The organism is Bradyrhizobium stylosanthis, assembly GCF_001641335.1.
GTDB classification, from domain to species: Bacteria; Pseudomonadota; Alphaproteobacteria; order Rhizobiales; family Xanthobacteraceae; genus Bradyrhizobium; species Bradyrhizobium stylosanthis.
This window is the reverse complement of sequence record NZ_LVEM01000001.1, coordinates 1783395-1804488: the sequence shown is the minus strand read 5'-3', so window position 1 is coordinate 1804488 and position 21094 is coordinate 1783395. Positions and strand designations below refer to the sequence as shown.

The 21094-nt window shown below is 66.4% G+C and carries 24 protein-coding genes; 12 read left to right on the top strand and 12 right to left on the bottom strand.

Annotated features, from left to right (window positions below):
• Positions 1–9: 9 nt before the first annotated feature.
• Positions 10–621, bottom strand: a complete 612-nt coding sequence (locus A7X65_RS08765; protein WP_063683920.1) for a TetR/AcrR family transcriptional regulator — start codon at positions 619–621, stop codon at positions 10–12.
• A 102-nt stretch (positions 622–723) separates the two neighbouring features.
• Between A7X65_RS08765 and A7X65_RS08760 the strand changes: the two genes are divergently transcribed.
• Both A7X65_RS08760 and A7X65_RS08755 read left to right on the top strand, forming a co-directional pair.
• Positions 724–1206, top strand: a complete 483-nt coding sequence (locus tag A7X65_RS08760) for a tautomerase family protein (RefSeq protein ID WP_063683918.1) — start codon at positions 724–726, stop codon at positions 1204–1206.
• Between the two features lie 35 nt (positions 1207–1241).
• Positions 1242–2018: a crotonase/enoyl-CoA hydratase family protein gene (locus A7X65_RS08755; RefSeq protein ID WP_063683916.1), complete on the top strand. Its 777-nt coding sequence runs from the start codon at positions 1242–1244 to the stop codon at positions 2016–2018.
• 9 nt (positions 2019–2027) lie between these two features.
• Here the strand turns inward: A7X65_RS08755 and A7X65_RS08750 are convergent, their stop codons facing one another.
• A complete protein-coding gene (locus A7X65_RS08750) occupies positions 2028–2465 on the bottom strand; it encodes a DUF1810 domain-containing protein (RefSeq protein WP_063683915.1) in 438 nt (145 codons plus the stop codon).
• A gap of 190 nt (positions 2466–2655) precedes the next feature.
• Here A7X65_RS08750 and A7X65_RS08745 point away from each other — a divergent pair, with 190 nt between their 5' ends.
• The 3 genes from A7X65_RS08745 to A7X65_RS08735 all read left to right on the top strand — a co-directional run bounded on the left by A7X65_RS08745 (position 2656) and on the right by A7X65_RS08735 (position 4595).
• Positions 2656–3609: a DUF2778 domain-containing protein gene (locus A7X65_RS08745; protein ID WP_063683913.1), complete on the top strand. Its 954-nt coding sequence runs from the start codon at positions 2656–2658 to the stop codon at positions 3607–3609.
• Positions 3610–3689: 80 nt separating this feature from the next.
• Positions 3690–3947 carry a hypothetical protein gene (locus tag A7X65_RS08740; protein ID WP_063683912.1) on the top strand — a complete coding sequence of 86 codons (258 nt, stop codon included), beginning with the start codon at positions 3690–3692 and terminating at the stop codon, positions 3945–3947.
• A gap of 144 nt (positions 3948–4091) precedes the next feature.
• A complete protein-coding gene (locus tag A7X65_RS08735) occupies positions 4092–4595 on the top strand; it encodes an SMI1/KNR4 family protein (RefSeq protein WP_063683910.1) in 504 nt (167 codons plus the stop codon).
• A gap of 208 nt (positions 4596–4803) precedes the next feature.
• On the opposite strand, the gene A7X65_RS08730 is transcribed toward A7X65_RS08735, so the two are convergent.
• Together A7X65_RS08730 and A7X65_RS41595 are read right to left on the bottom strand one after the other, a co-directional pair.
• Positions 4804–6660 (bottom strand): tannase/feruloyl esterase family alpha/beta hydrolase, encoded by a 1857-nt coding sequence (locus A7X65_RS08730; protein WP_063683908.1) that lies wholly within the window; start codon positions 6658–6660, stop codon positions 4804–4806.
• Positions 6661–6723: 63 nt separating this feature from the next.
• Complete coding sequence (locus A7X65_RS41595) at positions 6724–6867, bottom strand: hypothetical protein (RefSeq protein WP_156527704.1); 144 nt, start codon at positions 6865–6867, stop codon at positions 6724–6726.
• A gap of 174 nt (positions 6868–7041) precedes the next feature.
• Between A7X65_RS41595 and A7X65_RS08725 the strand changes: the two genes are divergently transcribed.
• Complete coding sequence (locus A7X65_RS08725) at positions 7042–7659, top strand: MarR family winged helix-turn-helix transcriptional regulator (RefSeq protein ID WP_245323350.1); 618 nt, start codon at positions 7042–7044, stop codon at positions 7657–7659.
• A 191-nt stretch (positions 7660–7850) separates the two neighbouring features.
• The gene (locus A7X65_RS08720; protein ID WP_063683905.1) at positions 7851–8942 is read left to right on the top strand and encodes a TRAP transporter substrate-binding protein; all 1092 of its coding nucleotides are present in this window, start codon (positions 7851–7853) and stop codon (positions 8940–8942) included.
• 181 nt (positions 8943–9123) lie between these two features.
• Here A7X65_RS08720 and A7X65_RS08715 read toward each other — a convergent pair whose 3' ends face one another.
• The 6 genes from A7X65_RS08715 to A7X65_RS08690 form a co-directional block, all read right to left on the bottom strand.
• Positions 9124–9903, bottom strand: a complete 780-nt coding sequence (locus A7X65_RS08715; RefSeq protein WP_063683903.1) for an ABC transporter ATP-binding protein — start codon at positions 9901–9903, stop codon at positions 9124–9126.
• The gene (locus A7X65_RS08710; protein ID WP_063683901.1) at positions 9891–10946 is read right to left on the bottom strand and encodes a dihydrodipicolinate synthase family protein; all 1056 of its coding nucleotides are present in this window, start codon (positions 10944–10946) and stop codon (positions 9891–9893) included. Before A7X65_RS08710 ends, A7X65_RS08715 begins: the two co-directional genes overlap by 13 nt.
• A gap of 6 nt (positions 10947–10952) precedes the next feature.
• The gene (locus A7X65_RS08705; RefSeq protein WP_063683899.1) at positions 10953–11774 is read right to left on the bottom strand and encodes a GNAT family N-acetyltransferase; all 822 of its coding nucleotides are present in this window, start codon (positions 11772–11774) and stop codon (positions 10953–10955) included.
• Positions 11761–12798: an NAD-dependent epimerase/dehydratase family protein gene (locus tag A7X65_RS08700; RefSeq protein WP_063683898.1), complete on the bottom strand. Its 1038-nt coding sequence runs from the start codon at positions 12796–12798 to the stop codon at positions 11761–11763. Before A7X65_RS08700 ends, A7X65_RS08705 begins: the two co-directional genes overlap by 14 nt.
• A gap of 18 nt (positions 12799–12816) precedes the next feature.
• Complete coding sequence (locus A7X65_RS08695; RefSeq protein WP_063683896.1) at positions 12817–13587, bottom strand: ABC transporter permease; 771 nt, start codon at positions 13585–13587, stop codon at positions 12817–12819.
• An 83-nt stretch (positions 13588–13670) separates the two neighbouring features.
• The gene (locus tag A7X65_RS08690) at positions 13671–14318 is read right to left on the bottom strand and encodes a TetR/AcrR family transcriptional regulator (protein WP_063683865.1); all 648 of its coding nucleotides are present in this window, start codon (positions 14316–14318) and stop codon (positions 13671–13673) included.
• A gap of 100 nt (positions 14319–14418) precedes the next feature.
• Here A7X65_RS08690 and A7X65_RS08685 point away from each other — a divergent pair, with 100 nt between their 5' ends.
• Positions 14419–15423: an ABC transporter substrate-binding protein gene (locus A7X65_RS08685; RefSeq protein ID WP_063683863.1), complete on the top strand. Its 1005-nt coding sequence runs from the start codon at positions 14419–14421 to the stop codon at positions 15421–15423.
• Positions 15424–15458: 35 nt separating this feature from the next.
• On the opposite strand, the gene panB is transcribed toward A7X65_RS08685, so the two are convergent.
• Positions 15459–16280 carry a 3-methyl-2-oxobutanoate hydroxymethyltransferase gene (gene panB, locus A7X65_RS08680; protein ID WP_063683861.1) on the bottom strand — a complete coding sequence of 274 codons (822 nt, stop codon included), beginning with the start codon at positions 16278–16280 and terminating at the stop codon, positions 15459–15461.
• Between the two features lie 366 nt (positions 16281–16646).
• On the opposite strand from panB, the gene minC reads away from it, so the two are divergent.
• The 4 genes from minC (at position 16647) to A7X65_RS08660 (ending at position 18857) form a co-directional block, all read left to right on the top strand.
• Entirely contained in the window at positions 16647–17345 is a 699-nt protein-coding gene (gene minC, locus A7X65_RS08675; protein WP_063683859.1) for a septum site-determining protein MinC, read from the top strand.
• 19 nt (positions 17346–17364) lie between these two features.
• Positions 17365–18180, top strand: a complete 816-nt coding sequence (gene minD, locus A7X65_RS08670) for a septum site-determining protein MinD (protein WP_063683857.1) — start codon at positions 17365–17367, stop codon at positions 18178–18180.
• Complete coding sequence (gene minE / locus A7X65_RS08665; protein ID WP_063683855.1) at positions 18177–18458, top strand: cell division topological specificity factor MinE; 282 nt, start codon at positions 18177–18179, stop codon at positions 18456–18458. Before minD ends, minE begins: the two co-directional genes overlap by 4 nt.
• 213 nt (positions 18459–18671) lie before the next feature.
• Complete coding sequence (locus A7X65_RS08660) at positions 18672–18857, top strand: hypothetical protein (protein ID WP_063683853.1); 186 nt, start codon at positions 18672–18674, stop codon at positions 18855–18857.
• A 7-nt stretch (positions 18858–18864) separates the two neighbouring features.
• On the opposite strand, the gene A7X65_RS08655 is transcribed toward A7X65_RS08660, so the two are convergent.
• Positions 18865–20976, bottom strand: coding sequence for an ATP-binding protein (locus A7X65_RS08655; protein WP_063683851.1), 2112 nt, complete (start codon positions 20974–20976; stop codon positions 18865–18867).
• Positions 20977–21094: the final 118 nt, after the last annotated feature.

Below are 21094 nucleotides of genomic sequence, written 5' to 3'. Positions count from 1 at the left end.
GCATCCAATCTATTTGGCGGTATGGGCGAGGGCGGCGGACAGGATTGTCTCGAGCTCCTCCTGAACCTGATCGAGCGCATCGGCGCTGCGGCTGGCGCGGCACATCGCGACCGTGCCCTCGATCGAGGCGACGACGAGCGTTGCAAGCCGCTCGGCGCGGCCGGCAGCCAGTCCTTCGCGCAACAAGGCTGCGTGCATGATCTGCCGCCAATCGGCGAACACGCCGTCGGCGAGATCGAGCAAATGCTGCTGCGCAGCCGCGTCGTCCTTGTCGCCGGGCTCGCCGACATAGCGGTCGACGGCGACGGCGAGCACGGGGCAGCCGGCCTCGAAGCCGGTTGCGGCCAACTGGCGGCGCCACGATGCGACGAAAGCCTTGAGACCGCCGATCACGCCGCGTTCGTTCATGGCTCTCTCCAGGGGGATGGACACCTGCCGGCCGGCGAAGGTCACGGCTTCGGCGATCAATTGCGGTTTGCCGTCCGGGAAGTGGTGGCTGATCGAGCCGCGCGGCGTCGCGGTGTGGCGGACGACGTCGCGCATGCTGGTGGCGTTGACGCCGCGGCGGCTCATCAGGTCGGCAGCGCCGGCGATCATCTTGTCGCGTGTGGTGGCGGTCATCGGAAGTCCCACGATTGGTTGCCTCCATCTAGACTATGACGCTTGACATAGGCAAGTCGTCCTGAAATATGACGATCGTCATATCCGCGGAGGAGGGCCGATTTGACCATCATCACCGTGACCGCGCCGGCCGGGCGGCTCGGCCTGCCGCAGCGCCGGCGTCTCGCGGAAAGCCTGACCGACGCCGTGCTCGAGCCGGAGGTCGGCCAGCACGCGCCGGCGGCGCGAATGGGTTTTCAGGTGCACTTCCATGACCTGCCGGCCGACTGCATGGCGATCGGCGGCCGGTTGCTGTGCGACCAGGATCCACCACGCGACATCATCACGGTGAATATCGCGGTGATGAACGCGGCGTGGCCCGCGCAGCTGCGTGCGGAGGTGATCCGCAACGTGCTGGCGCGGCTTGCGGAGGCCTGCTGCATGCCGGCGCCGTCGCCGACCTGGTGGGTCAATTTCGAGATCATCGATGAGGGAAGCTGGGGATCGCGCGGCGGGGTGCTCTCGATCCTTCAGCTTCTGGACTCCGGCGTATTCACGCCGGCGCGGACCGATGCGATCCGCGCGGCGATCAAGTCGCCGGCCTGACGTTCTGCCAACACCAACAATCCGGAGAGAAACACATGAGCGAAGGTCAGATCCGCACCGAGGTGCACGGCCACGTCTTCAAGATCATCATCGACAATGCCGCGAAGAAGAACGCGTTCACCCCGGCGATGATGGAGCGATTGTCCGATGCACTCACCGAGCTGCACGACAACGAGGCCTACCGCGTCGGCGTGATCTGCGCCGAAGGCAAGGATTTCACCGCCGGTCTCGACATGCCGAAATTCTTCGGACCCACCGCGGAAAAGCGCAACATCAAGGCGGGCAATGTCGATCCGTTCGGGCTGAACAAGCGTTGCCGAAAGCCCGTTGTCACGGCGGTGCAGGGCATCGTCTTCACCATCGGCATCGAGCTGATGCTCGCCGGCGACATCGTGATCGCGGCCGACGATTCACGCTTCTGCCAGATGGAAGCCAAGCGCGGGATCGCGCCGCTCGGCGGTGCGCATTTCCGCTTCCTGTCGCGCGCCGGCTGGGGCGATGCGATGTATCATCTGTTCCTGTGCGACGAGTTCTCGGCGCCGCGCGCGCATGCGATCGGCCTCGTGCAGGAGGTCGTGCCGGCGGGTGAGCAGATCGAACGGGCGATGGCGCTCGCCGCCATCATCGCGCGCAACGCACCGCTCGGCATCCAGGTGACGAAGGAAGCGGCAGCGAAATATGTCGAAGCCGGCGAGGCGGCTGCGATCGCCCATATCCCGAAAATCCGCGATCGCGTGCTGGGCAGCGCGGACGCGAAGGAGGGCATCCAGTCCTTCATCGAGCGTCGCGCGGCCGTCTTCCAGGGGCGCTGATCGCAGGCGCTACGCCGGCCGATCGAGCCTTGCGAGGATCTCCAGCGTCGCGGCGTCACGCTCGCTCGCGAAATACCGGGCGAGCGCCTCATCGAAAACGGGCTCATTGGACACGGCGCCGAACAGCGTCATCGACGAGCGGAACTTGGCGTCGTCGGGCGCGCCGAGGATCGCGTTGATGGTCCGGCCATCGACCCCAAGCACGAGTCGCGTGCACTCGATCAGCCGCGGGCCGAGGAGGGGGTGGGCGAGGTAGGCCACGGCCTCTGCGCGGGAGCCGATGGCATAGCGCTGCGACATGGTGCTGAAGCCGAGGCCGGCGATCTGCGGGAAAACGAACCACATCCAGTGGCTCTGCTTCCGGCCCCTTGCCAGCTCCCCCTGGACGTCGCGAAAAACCGGGTCTTGGGCCCGGACGAAGCGATCTAGGTCGAAAGGATCGGTCATGGGATACCTTGGTGCCGCCTATCCGGCCGCGATTATGCCTAACTTTTGGCTCCCAATGTGGTAGCTGGTATAGAGTCTCCGGGCGGGGGTTGGGCCCCCCGGGGGTCGATTTGGGGATCTGATGGTTTCCGACCGCGCACGCGCCGAGAGGCTGTTGTCGCGCCGCCGTATTGGGCGAGCGGAGACGATAATGCTGTCCTTGGCGGCCGTCGCGCTGGCGCTCGGCGCTGCCGCCTGGGTCGCCGATATCGGCGATTCGACCCCGCTCGTCACCGCCGCGCTGCCGCCTGCCAATTCACCGTCCTTCGAGGACCGTTTCGCGTCGGCGTCGGCCAACCCGCCCGCCCGCGAGCTCGGCCTGCGGTCGCTGGAGCGCTCCGCCGTGAACGCGGTCCAGCTCAAGCTGCGCGATGCCAAGGCGATGCTGGCCCAGAAGCTCCAGGGCGACGAGTGGCGCTCGACCCTGACCGAGGACGACCGCCATGTGGCCGAGGAGGCGAAGCCCTCGCAGCGCGCCGACGCCGCTGTCCCGATGCCGCGCTCGCGTCCGGTCCAGGCCGACTTCTCCGCCCAGATCGCCTCGAGCCAGTCCTATGCCGAGACCAATCCCAGGGTCGACAACCGCAACTTCTTCGAGAAATTCACCGACAAGATCAAGCTGGCCTCGCTGACGCCCGGTGACGGCCTGTTCGCCAAGGCGCCTGATCTCGCCGCGCTCGGCTATGATTCGCGTACCGCGGTCTACGACATCTCGGCCAAGGCGCTCTACCTGCCGAGCGGAATCGCGCTGGAAGCCCATTCGGGCATGGGCGCGCTGATGGACGACCCGCAGCATGTGGACCAGCGCATGGTCGGTGCGACCCCGCCGGCGACCTACGATTTGAAGCCCCGCGAAAAGCCGTTCCATGGCGTCCGCGCGCTGCGCATGACCCCGACCGACGGCACCAGCGCTCTCGGCCGCGTCGGCCTGCTCACCCACAATTACATGCTCGGCCCGCGCGGCGATTCCAACGGCTGCGTCTCGATCAAGGACTATGATCGCTTCCTGAAGTCCTACGACAATGGCGAGTTCAACCGCCTGGTCGTGGTGCCGAGCCTGAGCGGATCGGCGACCGCCTCGCAGCGCGCCAGCACCGACTCCTGATATTCGATGTTCGACATTTGCCTGCTGCGGCGGGGCTGCCGTTTCCCCTTCGTTAAGTCGTCATCGTCCAGAAGCAGCTCATGAGTGATCCAGCAAACTCCGAAACCCCGCTGCGCACGACGTTCAAGATCAAGCTGAACGGAGACACGCTGGCGATTGCGACCGTCGGCCAGGCCTATCAATTCCTGACCAATTTCAAATCGGTGGAGTGGATGGAATTCCGCTCGCTGCATGAGGACGCGGTTGCGGCCCTCGAGGGCGCGGCCGGAAACGCCATGCTGGCAGTGCAGGCAACCAACGCCGTGCGCGCGCTGTTCGTGAGCGCGAAGCTGCTCTGAGCAGCGCTCTGGTAGCTTTCACTGCGCGATAGTCCGTCCGGCATTGCGCTTTGCTCCATCCGGGCTCCGGCCATCTCACCGAACCTGTCCTTACTGGGCTGCGACCAAGCCTGGACGCGTTTCGCGCGAAGGACACAGGATCGCATGGATATCCCGGAATTCATTGCCGGCGTCGATCGCGCCGGCACCAAGCGGCCGACGCCAGCGGCGCTTGAGTCGTTTGAGAAGTCGATCGGCTGCCGCTTGCCGGACGAGTATCGTTCGTTCCTGCTGGCCTGCGCCGGCGGCTATTTCCAGGGCTGGGCCCGGTTCAACTGGCCGCAAGGGCACTGGGCCGGCGCGGTCCAGGAGGTGCTGGGATTGCGGCGCGACGTCTGCTCGCTGGTCCGCACGCGCAAGACGCCGCAATGGCCGACGATCGACGAGTTGCTGTGGATCATGAGCGATCATGGCGGCAACCCGATCTGCATGACGATCGACGAGGCGCATTTCGGCAGGATCTGGTTCATCGATCACGAGGTCGCCAGCTACGACGAGGGCTGGACGCTCGCGCAGGCGATGTCGGACCAATGGGGCTACGTGCTGCCGCTGGCGCCGACGTTCGGCGAGTTCATGGCCGGGCTGTACGCGCGGGCCGACGACGCGTGAGGGCTTAGGACATTTCGCAAGGACAGATGAGCGCACGCGCGTGATCGATCTCGTGTCCCGGACGCGCTGCAGCGCTCTTGCGCTGCCGCGCAGGGCCGGGACCCAGAGCGAGCACGGTACAACGTGGAAGCATGGGCCCCGGCTCTGCAGCGCACCGCCGAAGAGGGCGCTGCGCTGCGTCCGGGGCACGAGAGGGACAGACGACGCCTCAATGCCTGTCGTCGCCGCGCCCGTCGTCGTCATCGTGGAAGTCGTGGTCGCCGCCCGGCCTGAAGCCGGGGTCGATGCAGGCGAAACTGCCGGCGTCGTTGGTCAGTCCGCTGCCCTTGTAGGCCGCGATCTTCGGATAGACGCAGAGCGGCCGCGTGCCGCTGGCCGGGAAGTTCTGGGCAATGCGCGGATCGAACAGCCCGCCGGCCGGATAGGGCGAGGTGGCATTGGTGTTGGCCGCGACGATGCGCTCCGGCGCGATGCCTTTCTCGACCCAGTCGGTGAGGGCCTTGAGCTCGTTTCCGGCGAAGCTCGCGGTGGCCGCGCCGCCGCCGCAATGGGCCATGTTCGGCACCATGAACAGCCGCGCGAAATCCTCGGCGCGTCCGCTCATGCGCCGGTCCATGTTGCGGTACCAGCGGGCGATCGCAGCGCCAGAGAAGATACCGTCATTGACCGAGGAGGAGATGATCAGCTTGCCGCCGCGCGACTTGAACGGACGCAGATCGGTCGAGGTCGCCGCCATGAAGTCCATGCTGCTCTCGGGATAGGCGGCCGTCTTCGTGAAGATCTTCGGCGCGTCGGTGTCGAAGTTGAATTTGAACACGAAGGCTTCCTGGCCGTTCGGCCCGTTCACGGGCGTGACGACCGGCGGGGTCTGGAAGATCATCGGGATAGCGCCCGCGCCGAGCGTCAGGTTGATCGCGGTGTTGACCCCAGGCACCGGCGCGGTGACGACGTTCCAGAGTTGCCAGCCCGCGCCCGGCGCGGTCGGCGGCGTCCAGATGCCGGCGTCCCAGAACCAGTTCGAATAGAGCCGTTGTCCCCTGGAGTTGACCGGGCCGGCATAGATCTTTTTGAGCGCGTCCACTTGCCCGGTGGTGAGGCAAGTGCCGCCATGCGGCGTGTTGCCGTGCGAGCCGGTGCCGCATGTGTACTTGGCGAGCGCCGGATACACCTTCTTCGCCGTGCAGGCGTGATAATTGTCGATGATGCCGTCGACCAATCCGTCGAGGGCATCGCAGGCGCTCAGGATCGCGGCCGAGGCCACCTGGAGGTCCTGCACGGGAAACGTGTCGGGAATGAACGGCTGGCCGTTGACGTCCGTGCTGGTCGAGAGCGTGCCGAGCACCTGCTCGTTCCAGGCTTCCGCAAGGCCCGCCTGCGGCAGGTTGAAACCAGGATTTTGCGAGATGACGCCGTCGAACAGCCAGGGGAAGCGCTGCGAGGCCATCATGGCGTCGCGGCCGCCGTTCGAGCAGCCCATGATGTAGGAATAGACCGTGTCGAGCCCGTAGAAATAGGAGATGATCTTCTGGGAGATCGTCGCGGTCTTCTCGATGCCGTTGTAGCCGTAGTCCCTGCGCGCCTGCGCGTCGATCGCGAAATGCGCGGAGCCGCCGGCATTGACATCGTCGTCCTGATGTCCGCCGACAACATTGTTGGCGTTGTCCTCGTGCCCGCCGTCATTGGCCGCGACGGCCCAGCCCTGGCCGAGTTCGACACCGGCGGCGCCTTGCGGATCGGCATTGAGGCTGCCGTCGGTGCCGCCGCCGCCCATCATCTCGAACCGGCCGTGCCAGGTGTTGGGCAGGTTGAGCGCGAAGCCGATGCCGTAGGTGAAATGATCGGGGTCCTGCGTCGACACGCGCTTGTTGATGATGCCGATCACGTTGCAATAGCCCGACTTCTGCGTCGCGCTCAGGATCTGCGTGTTCGGCAGCGTGAGGCCGGTGAGGGCCGTGCAGGACGCGCGCGGCGCGACCCCGCTCGGCGGAAATCCGTGCGCGATGGCCTGCGTGCCCACAGCGGCACAGCCGGCCATGATCGTCGATGCGAGAAATAGGCGTTTCATGTCAGTCCCTCCCAGTTTCATCCACCATGGTCGAGCGAAAGCGCGCCGCGGAGGCGCGTTCGTTCAGATCGTGTCGTTGACGATGTCGTTGCCGAAGCGGGGGGCGGGACGCCAATCGCGCGCCGGCCTACTGCGCGCATAGATCGCGCCGCGACGCGCAAGCGCGCGCGGCTCGTTGCCCATCTCTGATGGAAGCACGGACGTCATCCCCCTTGGTCCCGCTCGTGTTGCGGCGGGATGTCGCGATCCTAGGGCGCGCGATGTTGCCGTGTCAACATGACGCGGCACGCGATCATGCGGTGCAACCTGTCGTAGAAGCTGTGCTCGCGAAGCGCGCGGGGCGGCCCGGCTTCTCGATCCGGGCCGGCTGCGATAGTCTCGATGTTCGAATCCCGGATGGCCGGGGTGGATGCCGCAGCGCCGGCTTGCGAGAGATCATCGTCGATGGAGCCGAAGAAGGCGGGCGTCAGGAAGCGATCGTCCAAGGGCGCACAGCGCCGGGCACCCGCCACGAAGCCGCAGCGATCCGCGCCGCGCCCCGCGCCGGCCGCAAAGACCGGCCGGCCCAGGCTGCTCGCCTCCGACGACCTGTCCCGTTCGCTCGGCTATCGCATCCGGCGGGCCCAGCTCTGGGTCTTCAAGGACGTCAGCCGCCGGCTCGCCGCCTTCGATATCAGCGCGGCGCAGTTCTCGGTCTTGTCGGTGATCGATGCCAACCCGGGCGTCAATCAGCTCGCCATTGCGCAATCCCTCTCGATCGAGCGGGCCGGGCTCGGGCGCCTCGTGGATCATCTGGAGCGGCGGGGGCTGGTGCAGCGTTCGGCCTCAGCGATCAACCGCCGCTATTACGTGCTGTATCTGACGGAGGCCGGCGCCGCGCTGCTCGGCCGCCTCCGCCCGGCGATCGCCGAGAGCGAGAAGACGCTCGCGGCCAAGATCGGACCGCGCGCGTTCAAGGAGCTGCAGCGGGCGTTGTCGGTCTTTCTCCAGGACGCCTGAGCCGCCTTTCGCAGGTCTTTGATCAAGCCCTTGGTTGGTTAAGCCCTTTTGGCGGCCGATGGAAGCGGCGCCATGCGTTCTCGTAACTTGAACTCTGCGCCGGGAACAGGCAAACGGTCGGCCAAGGCCGTGGCCAGCCGGGTCACAGAGCCACCCGTTTCGAAGCTTTGCATCAAGGGAGAGACCCGATCATGAAACGCCGTACATTCCTCAAGGGCGGCGCGGTCGCCGGCGCGACGACGCTGGTTGCTGCACCTGCGATCGCGCAGAGCGCGCCCGAGATCAAATGGCGCCTGACGTCGAGCTTCCCGAAGTCGCTCGACACCATCTACGGCACGGCGCAGACCTTCGCGAAATACGTGGCCGAGGCCACCGACAACAAGTTCCAGATCCAGACCTTCGCGGCCGGCGAGCTCGTCCCGGGCCTGCAGGCGCTCGATGCCGTCAGCGTCGCCTCGGTCGAGATGGCGCAGACGCCGCTGTATTTCTACATCGGCAAGGAGCCGGCGCTGGCCTACGCCACCGGCGCGCCGTTCGGCATGAACCATCGTCATCAGGAGTCCTGGTGGTACTTCGGCGGCGGCGCCGAGCTGACCAACGAGGCGCTGAAGCCGTTCAAGACGCACGCCATCCTCTGCGGCAATTCCGGCACCCAGATGGGCGGCTGGTTCCGCAAGGAGATCAAGACCGTCGACGACCTCAAGGGCCTGAAATTCCGCATCGCCGGCATGGGGGGCCATGTGCTGGCCAAGCTCGGCATCGTGCCGCAGCAGCTCGCCGGCGGCGACGTCTATGCGGCGCTGGAGAAGGGCTCGATCGACGCCGCCGAGTTCGTCGGCCCCTATGACGACGAGAAGCTCGGCTTCCAGAAGGTCGCCAAGTACTACTACTTCCCCGGCTGGTGGGAAGGCGGCGCCATGCTGCACATGATCGTCAACGACGAGAAATGGGCGAGCCTGCCCAAGCAGTACCAGGCGGTCGTCAACCAGGCTGCGTCCGCGGCAGGCGCCTGGATGCTCGAGAAGTACGACAGCGTGAACCCGGCGGCGTTGAAGCGGCTGATCGCCAACGGCGCGGAGCTCAAGGCATTCCCGCAGCCGGTGATGGAAGCCTGCTACAACGCGACCCAGGAGCATCTGAACGAGCTCGCCGCCAAGAGCGACCTGTTCAAGCGCACCAAGGAAAGCCACGACGCGTATATGAAGGAGCTGCTGTTCTACACGCAGATCGCGGAAAACTTCTACGACAACTATCTGCTCAGCAAGATGCGCAACAAGACCTGATGACGAGGAGGGCGCGGTGTTCACGCCGCGCCCGGCTCTCGTAGGGGCGGCAAAGGCGCCCTCGCGCCGTGCCCACGTTCTCTCGCTTCATGGGCAGATGGTGGGCACGCTTGCGCTTTGCCCACCCTACGGGACCTGAGTTCGTGGTGCGTAGCCCGGATTGCGCTTCGCTTTATCCGGGCTACGAAGCAAGCCCCAGCCTTGCATAGATGCGCCTGGCATAGGCACCGAACGCGTCCGTCGTCTTCAGCGGCAGGTCGCGCGGGAAGGGCAGGTCGATCGGGAAGTAGTCGGCCATCTTCGCAGGACCCGCCGTCAGCACCGCGCAATGCGAGGACAGGAACACCGCTTCCTGGATCGAATGCGTGACGAAGATGATGGTCTTGCCGCTCTCGCGCCAGATCCTGAGCATCTCAAGGTTCATCTGCTCGCGCGTCAGCGCGTCCAGCGCGCCGAACGGTTCGTCCATCAGGATCAGCTTGGGATCGTGGATGAAGGCGCGTGCGATGGCGGTGCGCTGTTGCATGCCGCCGGAGAGCTGCTGCGGATATTTCTGCTCATAGCCGGCAAGCCCGACCAGCCTCAACAGGTCGCGCGCGCGCTCGCGTGCGGCTTTCATGGGAAGGCCGACGATCTCCGCCGGCAGCAGCACGTTGTCCAGGATGGTGCGCCACTTCAAGAGCAGCGCCTGCTGGAACACCATGCCGATGTCGCGGGTCGGATCGAACGGGCTTTTGGCGTTGCCGATCTTGACGGTGCCGCCGTCGGCGCCGTGCAGGCCGGCCAGGATCTTCATCACCGTGGTCTTGCCGCAGCCGGAGGGACCGACCAGCGAGACCAGCTCGCCTTCCTGCACGTCCATGGTGACGTCGGACACGGCGAGAAACTCCGTGCCGCCGCTGCCATAGACCTTGCGGACGCCGCGCAGGCTGATGAAGGGCTCGTCCGTCATGCCAGCCATTTGCTCAAATTGGCGGCGACGAAGTCATCGTCGCTGAGGTCGGCATGCTCGCGGCAGACGCGGTCGATCTCGTCCTTCTGCCCAGGGCTGAGGCCTTCGTTGGGATCGAGGCACCACAGGCCCTGCATCAGGCCCTGGCGCCGCAGGATCTCGTGGCAACCGGCGATGCAGCCGTGAAAATTGTTGGCGACGTCGAAGAAGGCGCTGTTGCAGTCGGTGACGCGGGCATCGAGCGCGAGCAGATCGGCCGGCACGCTGTCCTTGTGTCGCGCCTGCTTGCAGCGCTCGAACTGCTTGATGGCGCTCGCGGTCCAGACTGACCAATGGCCGAGCAGACCACCTTTGAAATAGGTGCGCGTCGTGACGCCCTTGTCGCGCAGGTCGAACGGCAGCATCAGGTCGAGCAGGATGTGGTCGTCATTGCCGGTGTAGAGCGCGACGCGGTCGAGCGCGCCGGCAGCCGCGACGCCGCGCAGCACGTCGAGCGTGCGGTAGCGGTTGAACGGCGCGATCTTGATCGCGATGACGTTGTCGATCGACGCAAAGCGCTGCCAGAACCGGCTCGACAGGATGACGCCGCCGACGGCCGGCTGGAGATAGAAGCCGACCAGAGGAATCTCGGCGGCGACCGCCGTGCAATGCGCGATGATCTCGTCCTCGGAGGCGCTCTTCATCGCGGCAAGGCTGAGCAGGCCGGCGTGATAGCCGATGTCACGCGCGGTGCGGGCCTCGGTGACGGCCTGCCGGGTCGGGCCGGCGAGGCCCGCAACCATCGCCAGCGGACGCTTGGTCCAGTTCGCGGCGGTCTCGGCCGCGAGCTCCAGCACCGGCCGGTAAAGGCCGACATCGCGGATCGCGAATTGCGTGGTGTGGACGCCGACGGCGAGGCCGCCCGAGCCCGCGTCGATGTAATAGCGCGTCAGGGCGCGCTGATGCGTCTTGTCGAGCTGGCGTTCGGCGGTGAGCGCGAGCGGATGCGCCGGCAGCACGGTGCCGTCGGCGATCAGCTTGCGGATGTCGGCATTGATCTGGCTGTGGTGCATGATGTCCTATCCGAATTCGGGACCGGCGACGGCGAACGGCAATTCGTCGCCCGCGCTCGTGGCGGGGCCGAACCGCATGCGCTGGAACGGGCGCTCGACGGTCCAGCCTGATGCGGTCAATCCCTCCAGGAACGGACCTTGCGAGGCGATCGCATCGAGCAGGAGGGGGCGGGTCTCGGAGCGCGCAACGGCGTGAACGAGGCTCAGCGCTTCAGCGGCATTGTCGGCAAACAAGGGGCCGATATGGCGCGCGGTGCGGCCGTCGCGGATCAGCGCGATGCTGCCGTTCGCGGTGACGAGGCGCGAGCCTGAGCGCTGCGCGAAGGCGGTGAGCAGGGCCGTGCGGTCGAAACCGGTGACGCGCCGGTCCCGCGCGCGCAGGGCCTCGAGCGTAGCGATTGCGGGCGCCGGCGCCGCGGTCTGCGCGGGCTTCGCCAGCTTCAGCCGGCGCAATTGCAGCGTCGGCGTGAAGCCGAGCGGCCCGTAGACGGCGGCGCCGTCGGGCGTGGCGTCGAGCCAGCTCGTCAGGCCGTTCTTGCTTGCGGTCTCCAGGCAGGTATCGACGAGGCGGGTGGCGAAGCCGCGGCGGCGGTGCGTGGCCGAGACCAGCACCATGCTGATCCAGGCGTTGTTGCCGGAATAGGGCAGCAGCGCCGCGGTCGCGACCAGCCGCATGCCGTCACGGATGCCGAACACGACGCCGTCGCGCAGGAAGATGCGCCAGTCCTCCTCGGTCTGGTTCCAGTGCGCCTCCGTCGATAGCGCGAGCCCGGCAATCGCGTCGCTGGCGCCGAGCTTGAGGATGAGCGTTGTGTCAGTATCGTCCATCGCGCACCTCGTATTTGGTGGGCTTGCCGAGGCTCGGCATGGCGCGGGAGACCCAGTCCGCGGTCCAGGCGATCAACTGCTCGGTGTCGACCACCGGCAGGCCGAACAGCGCGACGGCCTGGGACGTGTCGGTGAGCCACGCGGTCGGCTCCTCCTTGCCGACCAGCACCGGTGCGCGGCCGAACCTTGCGCCGAATTTCTGCGCGAGATCGCGCACCGCAAGGATCTCGTGGCCGCTGACGTTGATCGGCGAGGTCGGCGCCGTGCAATGCGCCAGGCACCGCAACGCCTGTGCGGATGCATCGCCCTGCCAGATGAAATTGACATGGCCGAGGCTGACGTCGATCGGCGCGCCGGTGAGCACCTTGGTCGCGATGTCGTGCAGGACGCCATAGCGCATGTCGATCGCGTAATTGAGCCGGAACAGCCGGCCGGGCGTTCCGGACTTGCGCGAAAAATACTCGAACATGCGTTCGCGGCCGACACAGGACTGGGCGTATTCGCCGGGCGGGTTCGGCGCCATGTCCTCGGTCGAGCCCTTGCCGTCGACGGGCACGAAGGGATAGACGCAGCCGGTCGAGAACGCCACGATGCGCGAGGACGGGAAGGCCTGCGCGACCAGCGCCGGCACATGCGCGTTCATGGCCCAGGTCAGCGACAGATCGCCTTCGGCGCCGAATTTGCGGCCGGCCATGAAGACGATGTTCGGCGCCTTCGGCAGCGCCTGAATCGCCTTCTCGTCCATCAGATCGCAGTTGATGGTTTCGACGCCGCGCGCGTGCAGCCGGTCCTTCACGCCGGGTTCGCTGAAGCGGGCGACGCCGATGACGCGGCGATCGGGCACGGCCGCCTTCGCAAGGCCCGCCAGCGTCGGGCCCATCTTGCCACCGACGCCGAGGATCATGATGTCGCCCTCGACCTTCTTGAGGTCGTCGATCAGCGCCTGGGTCGGCCGGCACAGGAGATCGTCGAGCGCCGCGATATCGGGGATCGTCTTCGGCAGGGTCTGGCGGGTGAGGAGCATGGATTTCGTCCTTGGTCTTCAGGTCTGTCTCGCATCGCCGACCACGAACGTGCGTTCGAGGGCGAGCACGAGGCCGTAGAGGGCGACGCCGAGCAGGGTCAGCAGCACCACGGCCATCACCATCGCGGGCGTGTCGAGCGAGGACTGCACCTGGATCATGAGGTAGCCGAGCCCGCGCTCGGAGGCGATGAACTCGCCGACGATGGCGCCGGCGACCGCGAGGATGGCGCCGACCTTCATGCCCGAGAAGACGTAAGGCAGCGATCCCGGCAGCTGTATCTTGCGGAACAGCGTCCAGCGCGAGCCGCGCAGCGATTTCACGAGGTCGAGCAGATCAGGCTCGACCTCGCGCAGGCCGCGCGCGGTGGTAAGCAGGATCGGGAAGAAGCAGATGCTGAAGGCGATCAGGATGTTCGGCACGATGCCGTAGGAGAACCAGACGATGAAGAGCGGCCCGAGCGCGACCTTCGGGATCATGTTCAGCGTCACGAACAGCGGCAGCAGCACGAGGCTGAGCAGGGGCGCCCAGCTGAAGATCACGGCCAGCGTGACGCCGACGAAGGCGCCGAGGGCAAAGCCCCCGAGGATCTCGATCGCCGTCACCAGCGTGTTGGCGCCCCAGGCATAGCTCGCGGTGCCCAGCGTCTGCACCGTCGCCAGCGGCGAGGGCAGGATGAATTTCGGGACGTGGAAGGCGTCGACGAGGACCTGCCAGAGCACGAGCACGGCGAGGTGCGCGATCAGGATGATCGCAAAACTGCGTGCAGTGCCTGCGCCGTCAGCTGCCACCGTCTGCTCCCTGTTGCCCGCGGCCTCTCTGCCGCCGCGGTCAGCCTAGACGCCTCCGGGGCAAGTTTCAACCAGTTGGTTGATTACGGCCGGAGCGACTGCAGCACGAGATCGACGACATGGCGGCGGCGGGCGCGGCGCTGGGCGCGGCTCGACAGGTCCTTACCGAAGATCGCCGACAGCGTCGGCGTGTTGGAGAAGAAGAAATAGGAAAGGCCTGCAATGGAGATATAGAGCTGCACGGGGTCGATCCCCTTGCGGAACAGCCCGCTGCGCACGCCCTCGTGCAGAATGTGGGAGACGCTCTTGACCAGCGGGGAATGCATCGCCTCGAGCCGCGTGGAACCGCGGACATGAGGCGCGCCGCCGCGGTTCTCGTCGTTCAGAAGCACGATGAAATCAGGGTTTGCCGCCAGGTGGTCGAACGAGGCCTCGATCAGCCTGCGGATCGCCTTGTCCGGCGGCAGGCCTTCGAGATTGAGCTTCCGCTCCTGCTCGCGGATGTCCTCATAGACCCATTCGAGCACGGCAAGGTACAGCGCGTCCTTGTCGCCGAAATAGTGGTAGACCAGCTGCTTGTTGACGGCGGCGCGCTCCGCGATCTCGTCGACGCGGGCGCCGGCAAGGCCGTGCCGGGCGAATTCCAGGCGCGCCGCGGTGAGCAGCTTCTTGCGGGTCGCGACGGGATCGCGGCGCTGCGGCACGGTGTCGCCAGATCGCTTTGCGGGCATTTCCAACCAAACAGTTGACAAGTGGAGGGCAGGCTTGTTGCATTGGTATCCTCACAAGGGGAGAGCGACAAGCCGGGTCGCGGGAATGAGGAGAGATGCGATGAAGCATTTGCAGGCGGCTGTTGTGGCGTTGGCGCTCGGTTTGCCGGCGGTGCCGGCGAGCGCGGGCGAGGCGGTCAACCTGATCCTGAACTGGACGCCGACGGCCGACCATTCGCCGTACTATTACGCCAAGGCGCAGGGCTGGTACGAGAAGGCGGGGATCGACCTCACGATCGAGACCGGCAAGGGCTCCGGCGTCTCCGCGGCCAAGGTCGGGTCCGGGGGCTCGCCGTTCGGCGTCGCCGACCTCGCCACCATGCTGGTGGCCAAGAGCAAGGGCGCCGACACGGTCGCGGTGATGAGCGTCTACGCCAACACCGGGCAGACGTTCTACTGGCTGAAGAGCTACGGCGTGAACGGGGTGAAGGACTTCCCGAACCACAAGATCGGCAATCCGCCGGGCGATGCCTCGCGCGTGATGTGGCCGGCCTTCGCCAAGGCCGCGGGGATCGCACCCGATGCGGTCGGCTTCGTCAATGTCGGACCGACCGCGAAGATCGCGGCGCTGAAGAGCCACACCGTCGACATCATCAGCGACTTCTACAACGAGCACGATCTCAAGGTGATCGAGTTCGGCCAGGACCTCGGCTACGTCAACTGGAAGGACATCGGCCTCAATCCGTACGGCAACTCGCTGATCGTCAACGGCGCGTATTTGCAGAAGAACCCGAAGGTGGTCGAGGATTTCGTCCGGGTCACGCAGAAGGCCTTCGCGGCCTGCGTCGCCGATGCCGCGCCGTGCCTGAAGGCGCTGCTCGACCAGGTCTCCGGCCTCGACAAGGAGAACCAGGAGCGGCAGTGGGAGCGCATCAAGTTCCTGATGACTGACGAGTTCACCACCACCAAGGGCCTCGGCTGGATCGACGGCGAGCGGATGAAGAAGGACTACGACCTGGTCCAGACCTATCTCGGCATGGAGAAGCCGTTCGACGTGACCACGGCGTTCACGACGAAGATGCTCGATCCCGCCATCAAGATGGATGCGAGCAAGGTGAAGAAGTAGCGGTGAGGTCAGCGGCGCCTGACGGCTTGCTGCCGTCAGTTCTTCTTCATGTCGTAGACGTGTTCGGGGCCGGGAAAGGCGCGTGACCGGACGTCGGCGGCGTAGCTTTCGATCGCGGCTTCAATGGCCGGACCGAGATTGCCGTACCGCCGGACGAATTTCGGAGTTCGGGGCGACAGCCCGAGCATGTCTTCGAGCACGAGCACCTGGCCGTCGCAGGCCCCGCTCGCGCCGATGCCGATGGTGGGAATCGCGATCGTCTCCGTGATCTTGCGCGCCAGCGGTTCGGCCACGGCCTCGACCACGACCGAGAAGGCACCGGCCTCGGCGACGGCCTTGGCGTCGTCGACGATCGGACCCCAATCCGCCTCATTGCGCCCTTGGGCACGAAACGAACCGAGCGTGTTGATGGATTGCGGCGTGAGGCCGATATGGCCCATCACCGGAATGCCGCGCCCGGACAGGAATGCGATCGTCTCGGCCATGCGGACGCCGCCTTCAAGCTTGACCGCGCCGCATTGGGTTTCCTTCATGATCCGTACTGCGGCGTTGAACGCTTGCTCCCTGGAGGCTTCATACGATCCGAACGGCATATCGACCACGACCAGCGCCTGCCTGGAGCCGCGCATCACGGCAGCGCCCTGGAGAATCATCATGTCGAGCGTAACAGGCACCGTCGTCTCGAAGCCGTGCATGACGTTGCCGAGGGAATCGCCGACCAGAATCACGTCGCAATGTCGATCCACCAGCGCCGCCGTGTGCGCATGATACGAGGTCAGCATGACGATCGGCTCGCCGCGCTTGCGCGCCCGGATGTCCGGCGCAGTCTTGCGCTTGATGGACGACTGAATTGACATGATCGGCTCCGTCCTCAGGGGAGGCGGATCGAAACCAGTTGGCGCGACGGTGTCAATCGGGACTGCGATCACAAGGAGGGTGGGGTGAGGGGGCGCGACTCGCTCCGCTCTCGTGCCCCGGACGCAGCGCAGCGTCCCTTCGGCGGTGCGCTGCAGAGTCGGGGCCCATCTCTCCGCGTTGTCCGTGCCGCTCCTGGGTCCGGGCTCTGCGGAGCGGCGCTTCGCGCCACACCGCGTCCGCGACACGAGAGCAGGGCCAGCCAGGCTCATCCACGCGCTTACGTAACCCCACGGAGAAATTAACCGGCCGTTAACCATATCCGCCGCATCGTTAACCATTCAATAACAGGGAACGAGTCGGCCGCTATGGAGGCTGCAGCAAAAGTCCAACGCCAGATGGTGCGCCTGCGCGGGCGATCCTACGTGGCCTTCGTGTTCGTGCCGACGGTTCCGATCCAGGACTGGCTGGCCGAGATCGACGCCACGATTGCCCGCTCGCCGGGCTTCTTCGCCGGCCGTCCCGTGGTGATCGACCTGTCCTCGGTCGACCTCAGCCAGGCCGGCATCGGTCATCTGCTCACCAGCCTGCAGGACCGCAACATCCGCGTGCTCGGCATCGAGGGCGTGGAAGAGGGACGGCTGACGCCGATGATGCCGCCGCTGCTCTCGGGCGGCCGCAGCTGCGTGGTCGAGCCGACCGCGCCCAAGAAGTCCGAAGCGAAGGTCGAGGCCAAGCCGACCTCGCTGCTGCTCGAGGCGCCCGTGCGCTCCGGCCAGACCGTGATCTTCCCGGAAGGCGACGTCACCATTCTCGGTTCGGTCGGCTCCGGCGCCGAGGTCGTTGCCGGCGGCTCCATCCACATCTACGGCGCGCTGCGCGGCCGCGCCATGGCCGGCGTGAACGGTCACACCAGCGCGCGCATCTATTGCCAGAAGATCGAAGCTGAACTGCTTGCAATCGATGGGTTTTACCAGACCGCCGACGATATCGACGCCGCGCTTCGCGGCCGGCCTGCGCAGGCCTGGCTGCAAGGCAACACCATGCGAATTACCGCGCTGAACTGACCAGAAGGAGATATTTGAGATGGCCAAGGTACTGGTCGTGACATCAGGCAAGGGCGGCGTCGGCAAGACGACGACGACCGCCGCACTGGGGGCCGCGCTGGCGCAACGCGGCGACAAGGTCGTCGTCGTCGATTTCGACGTCGGCCTGCGCAACCTCGACCTCGTGATGGGCGCCGAACGCCGCGTCGTGTTCGACCTCATCAACGTGGTGCAGGGCGTGGCAAAGCTCCCGCAGGCGCTGATCAAGGACAAGCGGCTCGAGAATCTCTGGCTGCTGCCGGCCTCACAAACCCGCGACAAGGACGCGCTGACGGAAGAGGGCGTCGGCAAGGTCATCGACGACTTGCGCGGCCGCTTCGACTGGGTGATCTGCGACAGCCCGGCCGGCATCGAGCGCGGCGCCTCCATGGCGATGCGCTTCGCCGACGAGGCCGTGATCGTCACCAATCCGGAAGTCTCCTCGGTGCGCGATTCCGACCGCATCATCGGCATGCTCGATTCCAAGACCGTGCGGGCCGAGAAGGGCGAGCGGGTCGAGAAGCACATCCTCATCACCCGCTACGATCCCTCCCGCGCCGCGCGCGGCGAGATGCTGACCATCGACGACATCCTTGAGATCCTCGCAACGCCCTTGCTCGGCATCATCCCCGAGAGCCAGGACGTGCTGAAGGCCTCCAACGTCGGCACGCCCGTCACGCTGTCCAACGCGGACGGTGCGCCCGCGCGGGCCTATATGGACGCGGCGCGGCGGCTGTGCGGCGAGACCATCGCCATGCAGGTGCCGACCGAGCGCAAGGGCTTCATGGATCGTCTGCTGCGACGGAGGGCTGCATGAGCATGGGTCTGCTCCGGCTTCTCCGTGGCAACAAGGCCACTGCACCGGTCGCGCGCGAACGGCTGCAGATCCTGTTGGCCCATGAGCGCGGAATGCGCGGCCAGCCCGATCTGCTCGGCGTGCTGCGTGAGGAAATTCTCGCCGTCGTGTCCAAGCATGTGACGCTGGACCCGACCAAGGTCATCGTCCGGCTCGAGCGCGGCGACGAGGTCTCGACCCTCGAGGTCGATATCGAGGTGCCCAATGACTTCGAGCGCAAGAAAGCGGCGGTCGCGTAGGGGACGCGGCTAGCGAATTTCAGCTTTGGGGTGGGTGAGAAGGCGGTCCGCCGGGCATGGCGGGCCGCCTTCTTCGTTTTGGCGGCTCAAGTTCCAGGGGCTGCGGATGTGATCGGCATCGGCCGGAACGGGGATCACGGCGAGATCGTTATCCCGGAGCCGCGGGAAGCGCCGAGCCGGGCGCCGCGGTGTCCTCATAAAGGGAGAGCGCCCATGATGTCCGAGCTGCAGGTCCACACCGTTGCGCGCCAGATGCTGGAGCGGCACGGTTTTGCGGCGATCGCGAAGGCGGCCGAACAGGCGCAGGCCTGCGAGGGGCGCGGCGAGGCCGATGAGGCCAAGGAATGGCGTCACATTGAGGATGCCATGAAGATCATGCGCGGGCCGGCCCTCAGCTGACGCGCGCTTAGCTTCGTCCGGTTCCATCCTTGATCATGTCGAGGACGCGGCTCGCCAGCGCCTCGACAACGAACGGCTTTGTCAGCACCTGCATGCCGGGGGACAGCTGGCCGTTACCGATGATGGCGTTTTCCGCGTAGCCGGTAATGAACAGCACTTTCAGCGCAGGCCGCGTCGTGCGCGCGGCGTCCGCGAGCTGGCGGCCGTTCATGCCGCCGGGCAGGCCGACATCGGTCACCAGCAGGTCGATGGTCGCATCCGACTGCATGATCTTCAGGCCGGTCGGGCCGTCATGTGCCTCGAGCACGCTGAAGCCGAGCTCCTCCAGTGCATCCGTCAGCAGCATGCGGATCGACGGCTCGTCGTCGACGACGAGGATGGTGTGGCTCGCCTTCTGCCGCGCCGCGCTCCTCGTGGTCAGCGCGGACGGCTTGTCAGCGTCCTTGCCGTAATGCCGAGGCAGATAGAGGCACATGGTCGTGCCCTGGCCGACCTCGGAATAGATCCGGACCTGGCCGCCGGACTGGCGGACGAAGCCGTAGACCATCGAGAGGCCGAGCCCGGTGCCCTGGCCGATCGGCTTGGTGGTGAAGAAGGGCTCGAACGCGCGCTCGACCACGTCGGGGGGCATGCCGGTCCCGGTATCGGTGACGCAGAGCGAGACGTATTGGCCGGGCTCCAGATCGCGCTCGCCGGCGCCATGATCGTCGAGCCAGCGGTTGGCGGTCTCGATCGTGAGCCGGCCGCCGGTCGGCATCGCGTCGCGCGCGTTGATGCAGAGGTTGAGGAGGGCGTTCTCCAGCTGCGAGGCGTCGATCAGGGTCGGCCACAGGCCACCGGCGGTGACGACCTCCAGCGCGATCTCGGGGCCGACGGTGCGGCGGATCAGGTCCTCCATCCCCATGACGAGCCGGTTCAGGTCGGTCGGCTTGGGATCGAGCGTCTGCCGCCGGGAGAATGCCAGCAGCCGGTGCGTCAGCGCCGCGGCACGCTTGGCGGCGCCTTGCGCCACCGTCACGTAGCGGTCGATCTCCTTGACGCGGCCCTGGCCGAGCCGGGTCTGCAGCAATTCCAGCGAGCCGATGATCCCGGTGAGCAGGTTGTTGAAGTCGTGCGCGATGCCGCCGGTGAGCTGCCCGACGGCTTCCATCTTCTGCGACTGGCGCAGCGCTTCTTCGGCCTCCCGCAGCCGCTGTTGTTCCCTCAGGCGATCGGTGACGTCGTAGGAGAACTGGTAGGCGCCGAGCAACCGGCCCTCGCCGTCGCGCAGGCCGTTGAAACGCATCTCGTAGCAGCGGCGGGACCGGCCGGGCTCGCCGAACTCGGCGATTTCAACGAAGGCCTCACCGGAGAGGGCCCGCGACCAGACGGCGCGAATGGCGTCGCGATGCTCGGGTTGATCCTCAAGCAGTTCGAGCATGTTGTCACCGACTTTGGGCAAGATGCCGTAGATGCGGTGGAATTCCCGCGCCGAGGCGCCGTTGATCGCAAGCCAGCGGAAATCGGGGGCGACGACCTGGACGAAGGCGTCGGTCCCCTCGACGAGGTCGGCCATCAGCTTGCGCTCCGCCAGGGCGGCGATCACGCGCGCTTCCAGCGTCTCGTTGAGCTGCTGCAATTCCCGCTCGGCGCGCTTGCGCGACGTGATGTCCTGGAACAGCACGGCGACCTGCTTGCGGCTGGCGGGTTCGACACGGAAGGCGGCGAGCTCCAGATGCCGGCCGGTCGCGACCAGCTCGCGCTCGAAGCGGATCGGCTGGCCGGTCCTGAGCACGCCACCATAGAGCTCGACCCAACCGTCGGCCTCGGCCGGGACCATCTCGCGGACCTTCTGGCCGACCACGTTGGGAATGCCGGCGTGCTGGGTGTAGGCGGGATTGGCCTCGACGTGGACGTAGTCGCTGAGCGGGCCGTGCGGGCCGTCGAAGAACTCGATGATGCAGAAGCCTTCGTCGATCGAGTTGAACAGCGTGCGGTAGCGCTCCTCGCTCTCGGCCAGTGCGGATTCTGCCCTGCGGCGCCCGGTCTGGTCAGCCATCCCGAGCGCGCGAAGGCGTGCGTTTTCCTCCTCCAGCGCCTTCAGACGGTGTTGAAGGTCATCAAACTCGATCGAAGCCACGCCCGCTCGCAGGGTTTGCGTTTCCAGAGGCCGCCTTGGCGGTCCCGCCCATGCCAATCCAATGGGCATCCCACCAATGCCACCCGCTCAACGCGGATGGAACCCGAAGGTTCCCGTT

Coding starts and splice junctions, on each gene's coding strand:
- A7X65_RS41595 (WP_156527704.1), bottom strand. CDS start 6,867: ATGACGTCCGTGCTTCCATCAGAGATGGGCAACGAGCCGCGCGCGCTT.
- A7X65_RS08700 (WP_063683898.1), bottom strand. CDS start 12,798: ATGCTCCTCACCCGCCAGACCCTGCCGAAGACGATCCCCGATATCGCG.
- A7X65_RS08740 (WP_063683912.1), top strand. CDS start 3,690: ATGAGTGATCCAGCAAACTCCGAAACCCCGCTGCGCACGACGTTCAAG.
- A7X65_RS08715 (WP_063683903.1), bottom strand. CDS start 9,903: ATGGCTGGCATGACGGACGAGCCCTTCATCAGCCTGCGCGGCGTCCGC.
- A7X65_RS08735 (WP_063683910.1), top strand. CDS start 4,092: ATGGATATCCCGGAATTCATTGCCGGCGTCGATCGCGCCGGCACCAAG.
- A7X65_RS08755 (WP_063683916.1), top strand. CDS start 1,242: ATGAGCGAAGGTCAGATCCGCACCGAGGTGCACGGCCACGTCTTCAAG.
- minD (WP_063683857.1), top strand. CDS start 17,365: ATGGCCAAGGTACTGGTCGTGACATCAGGCAAGGGCGGCGTCGGCAAG.
- A7X65_RS08765 (WP_063683920.1), bottom strand. CDS start 621: ATGACCGCCACCACACGCGACAAGATGATCGCCGGCGCTGCCGACCTG.
- A7X65_RS08690 (WP_063683865.1), bottom strand. CDS start 14,318: ATGCCCGCAAAGCGATCTGGCGACACCGTGCCGCAGCGCCGCGATCCC.
- A7X65_RS08730 (WP_063683908.1), bottom strand. CDS start 6,660: ATGAAACGCCTATTTCTCGCATCGACGATCATGGCCGGCTGTGCCGCT.
- A7X65_RS08745 (WP_063683913.1), top strand. CDS start 2,656: ATGCTGTCCTTGGCGGCCGTCGCGCTGGCGCTCGGCGCTGCCGCCTGG.
- A7X65_RS08750 (WP_063683915.1), bottom strand. CDS start 2,465: ATGACCGATCCTTTCGACCTAGATCGCTTCGTCCGGGCCCAAGACCCG.
- A7X65_RS08705 (WP_063683899.1), bottom strand. CDS start 11,774: ATGGACGATACTGACACAACGCTCATCCTCAAGCTCGGCGCCAGCGAC.
- A7X65_RS08660 (WP_063683853.1), top strand. CDS start 18,672: ATGATGTCCGAGCTGCAGGTCCACACCGTTGCGCGCCAGATGCTGGAG.
- A7X65_RS08725 (WP_245323350.1), top strand. CDS start 7,042: ATGTTCGAATCCCGGATGGCCGGGGTGGATGCCGCAGCGCCGGCTTGC.
- A7X65_RS08710 (WP_063683901.1), bottom strand. CDS start 10,946: ATGCACCACAGCCAGATCAATGCCGACATCCGCAAGCTGATCGCCGAC.
- A7X65_RS08720 (WP_063683905.1), top strand. CDS start 7,851: ATGAAACGCCGTACATTCCTCAAGGGCGGCGCGGTCGCCGGCGCGACG.
- panB (WP_063683861.1), bottom strand. CDS start 16,280: ATGTCAATTCAGTCGTCCATCAAGCGCAAGACTGCGCCGGACATCCGG.
- minE (WP_063683855.1), top strand. CDS start 18,177: ATGAGCATGGGTCTGCTCCGGCTTCTCCGTGGCAACAAGGCCACTGCA.
- minC (WP_063683859.1), top strand. CDS start 16,647: ATGGAGGCTGCAGCAAAAGTCCAACGCCAGATGGTGCGCCTGCGCGGG.
- A7X65_RS08685 (WP_063683863.1), top strand. CDS start 14,419: ATGAAGCATTTGCAGGCGGCTGTTGTGGCGTTGGCGCTCGGTTTGCCG.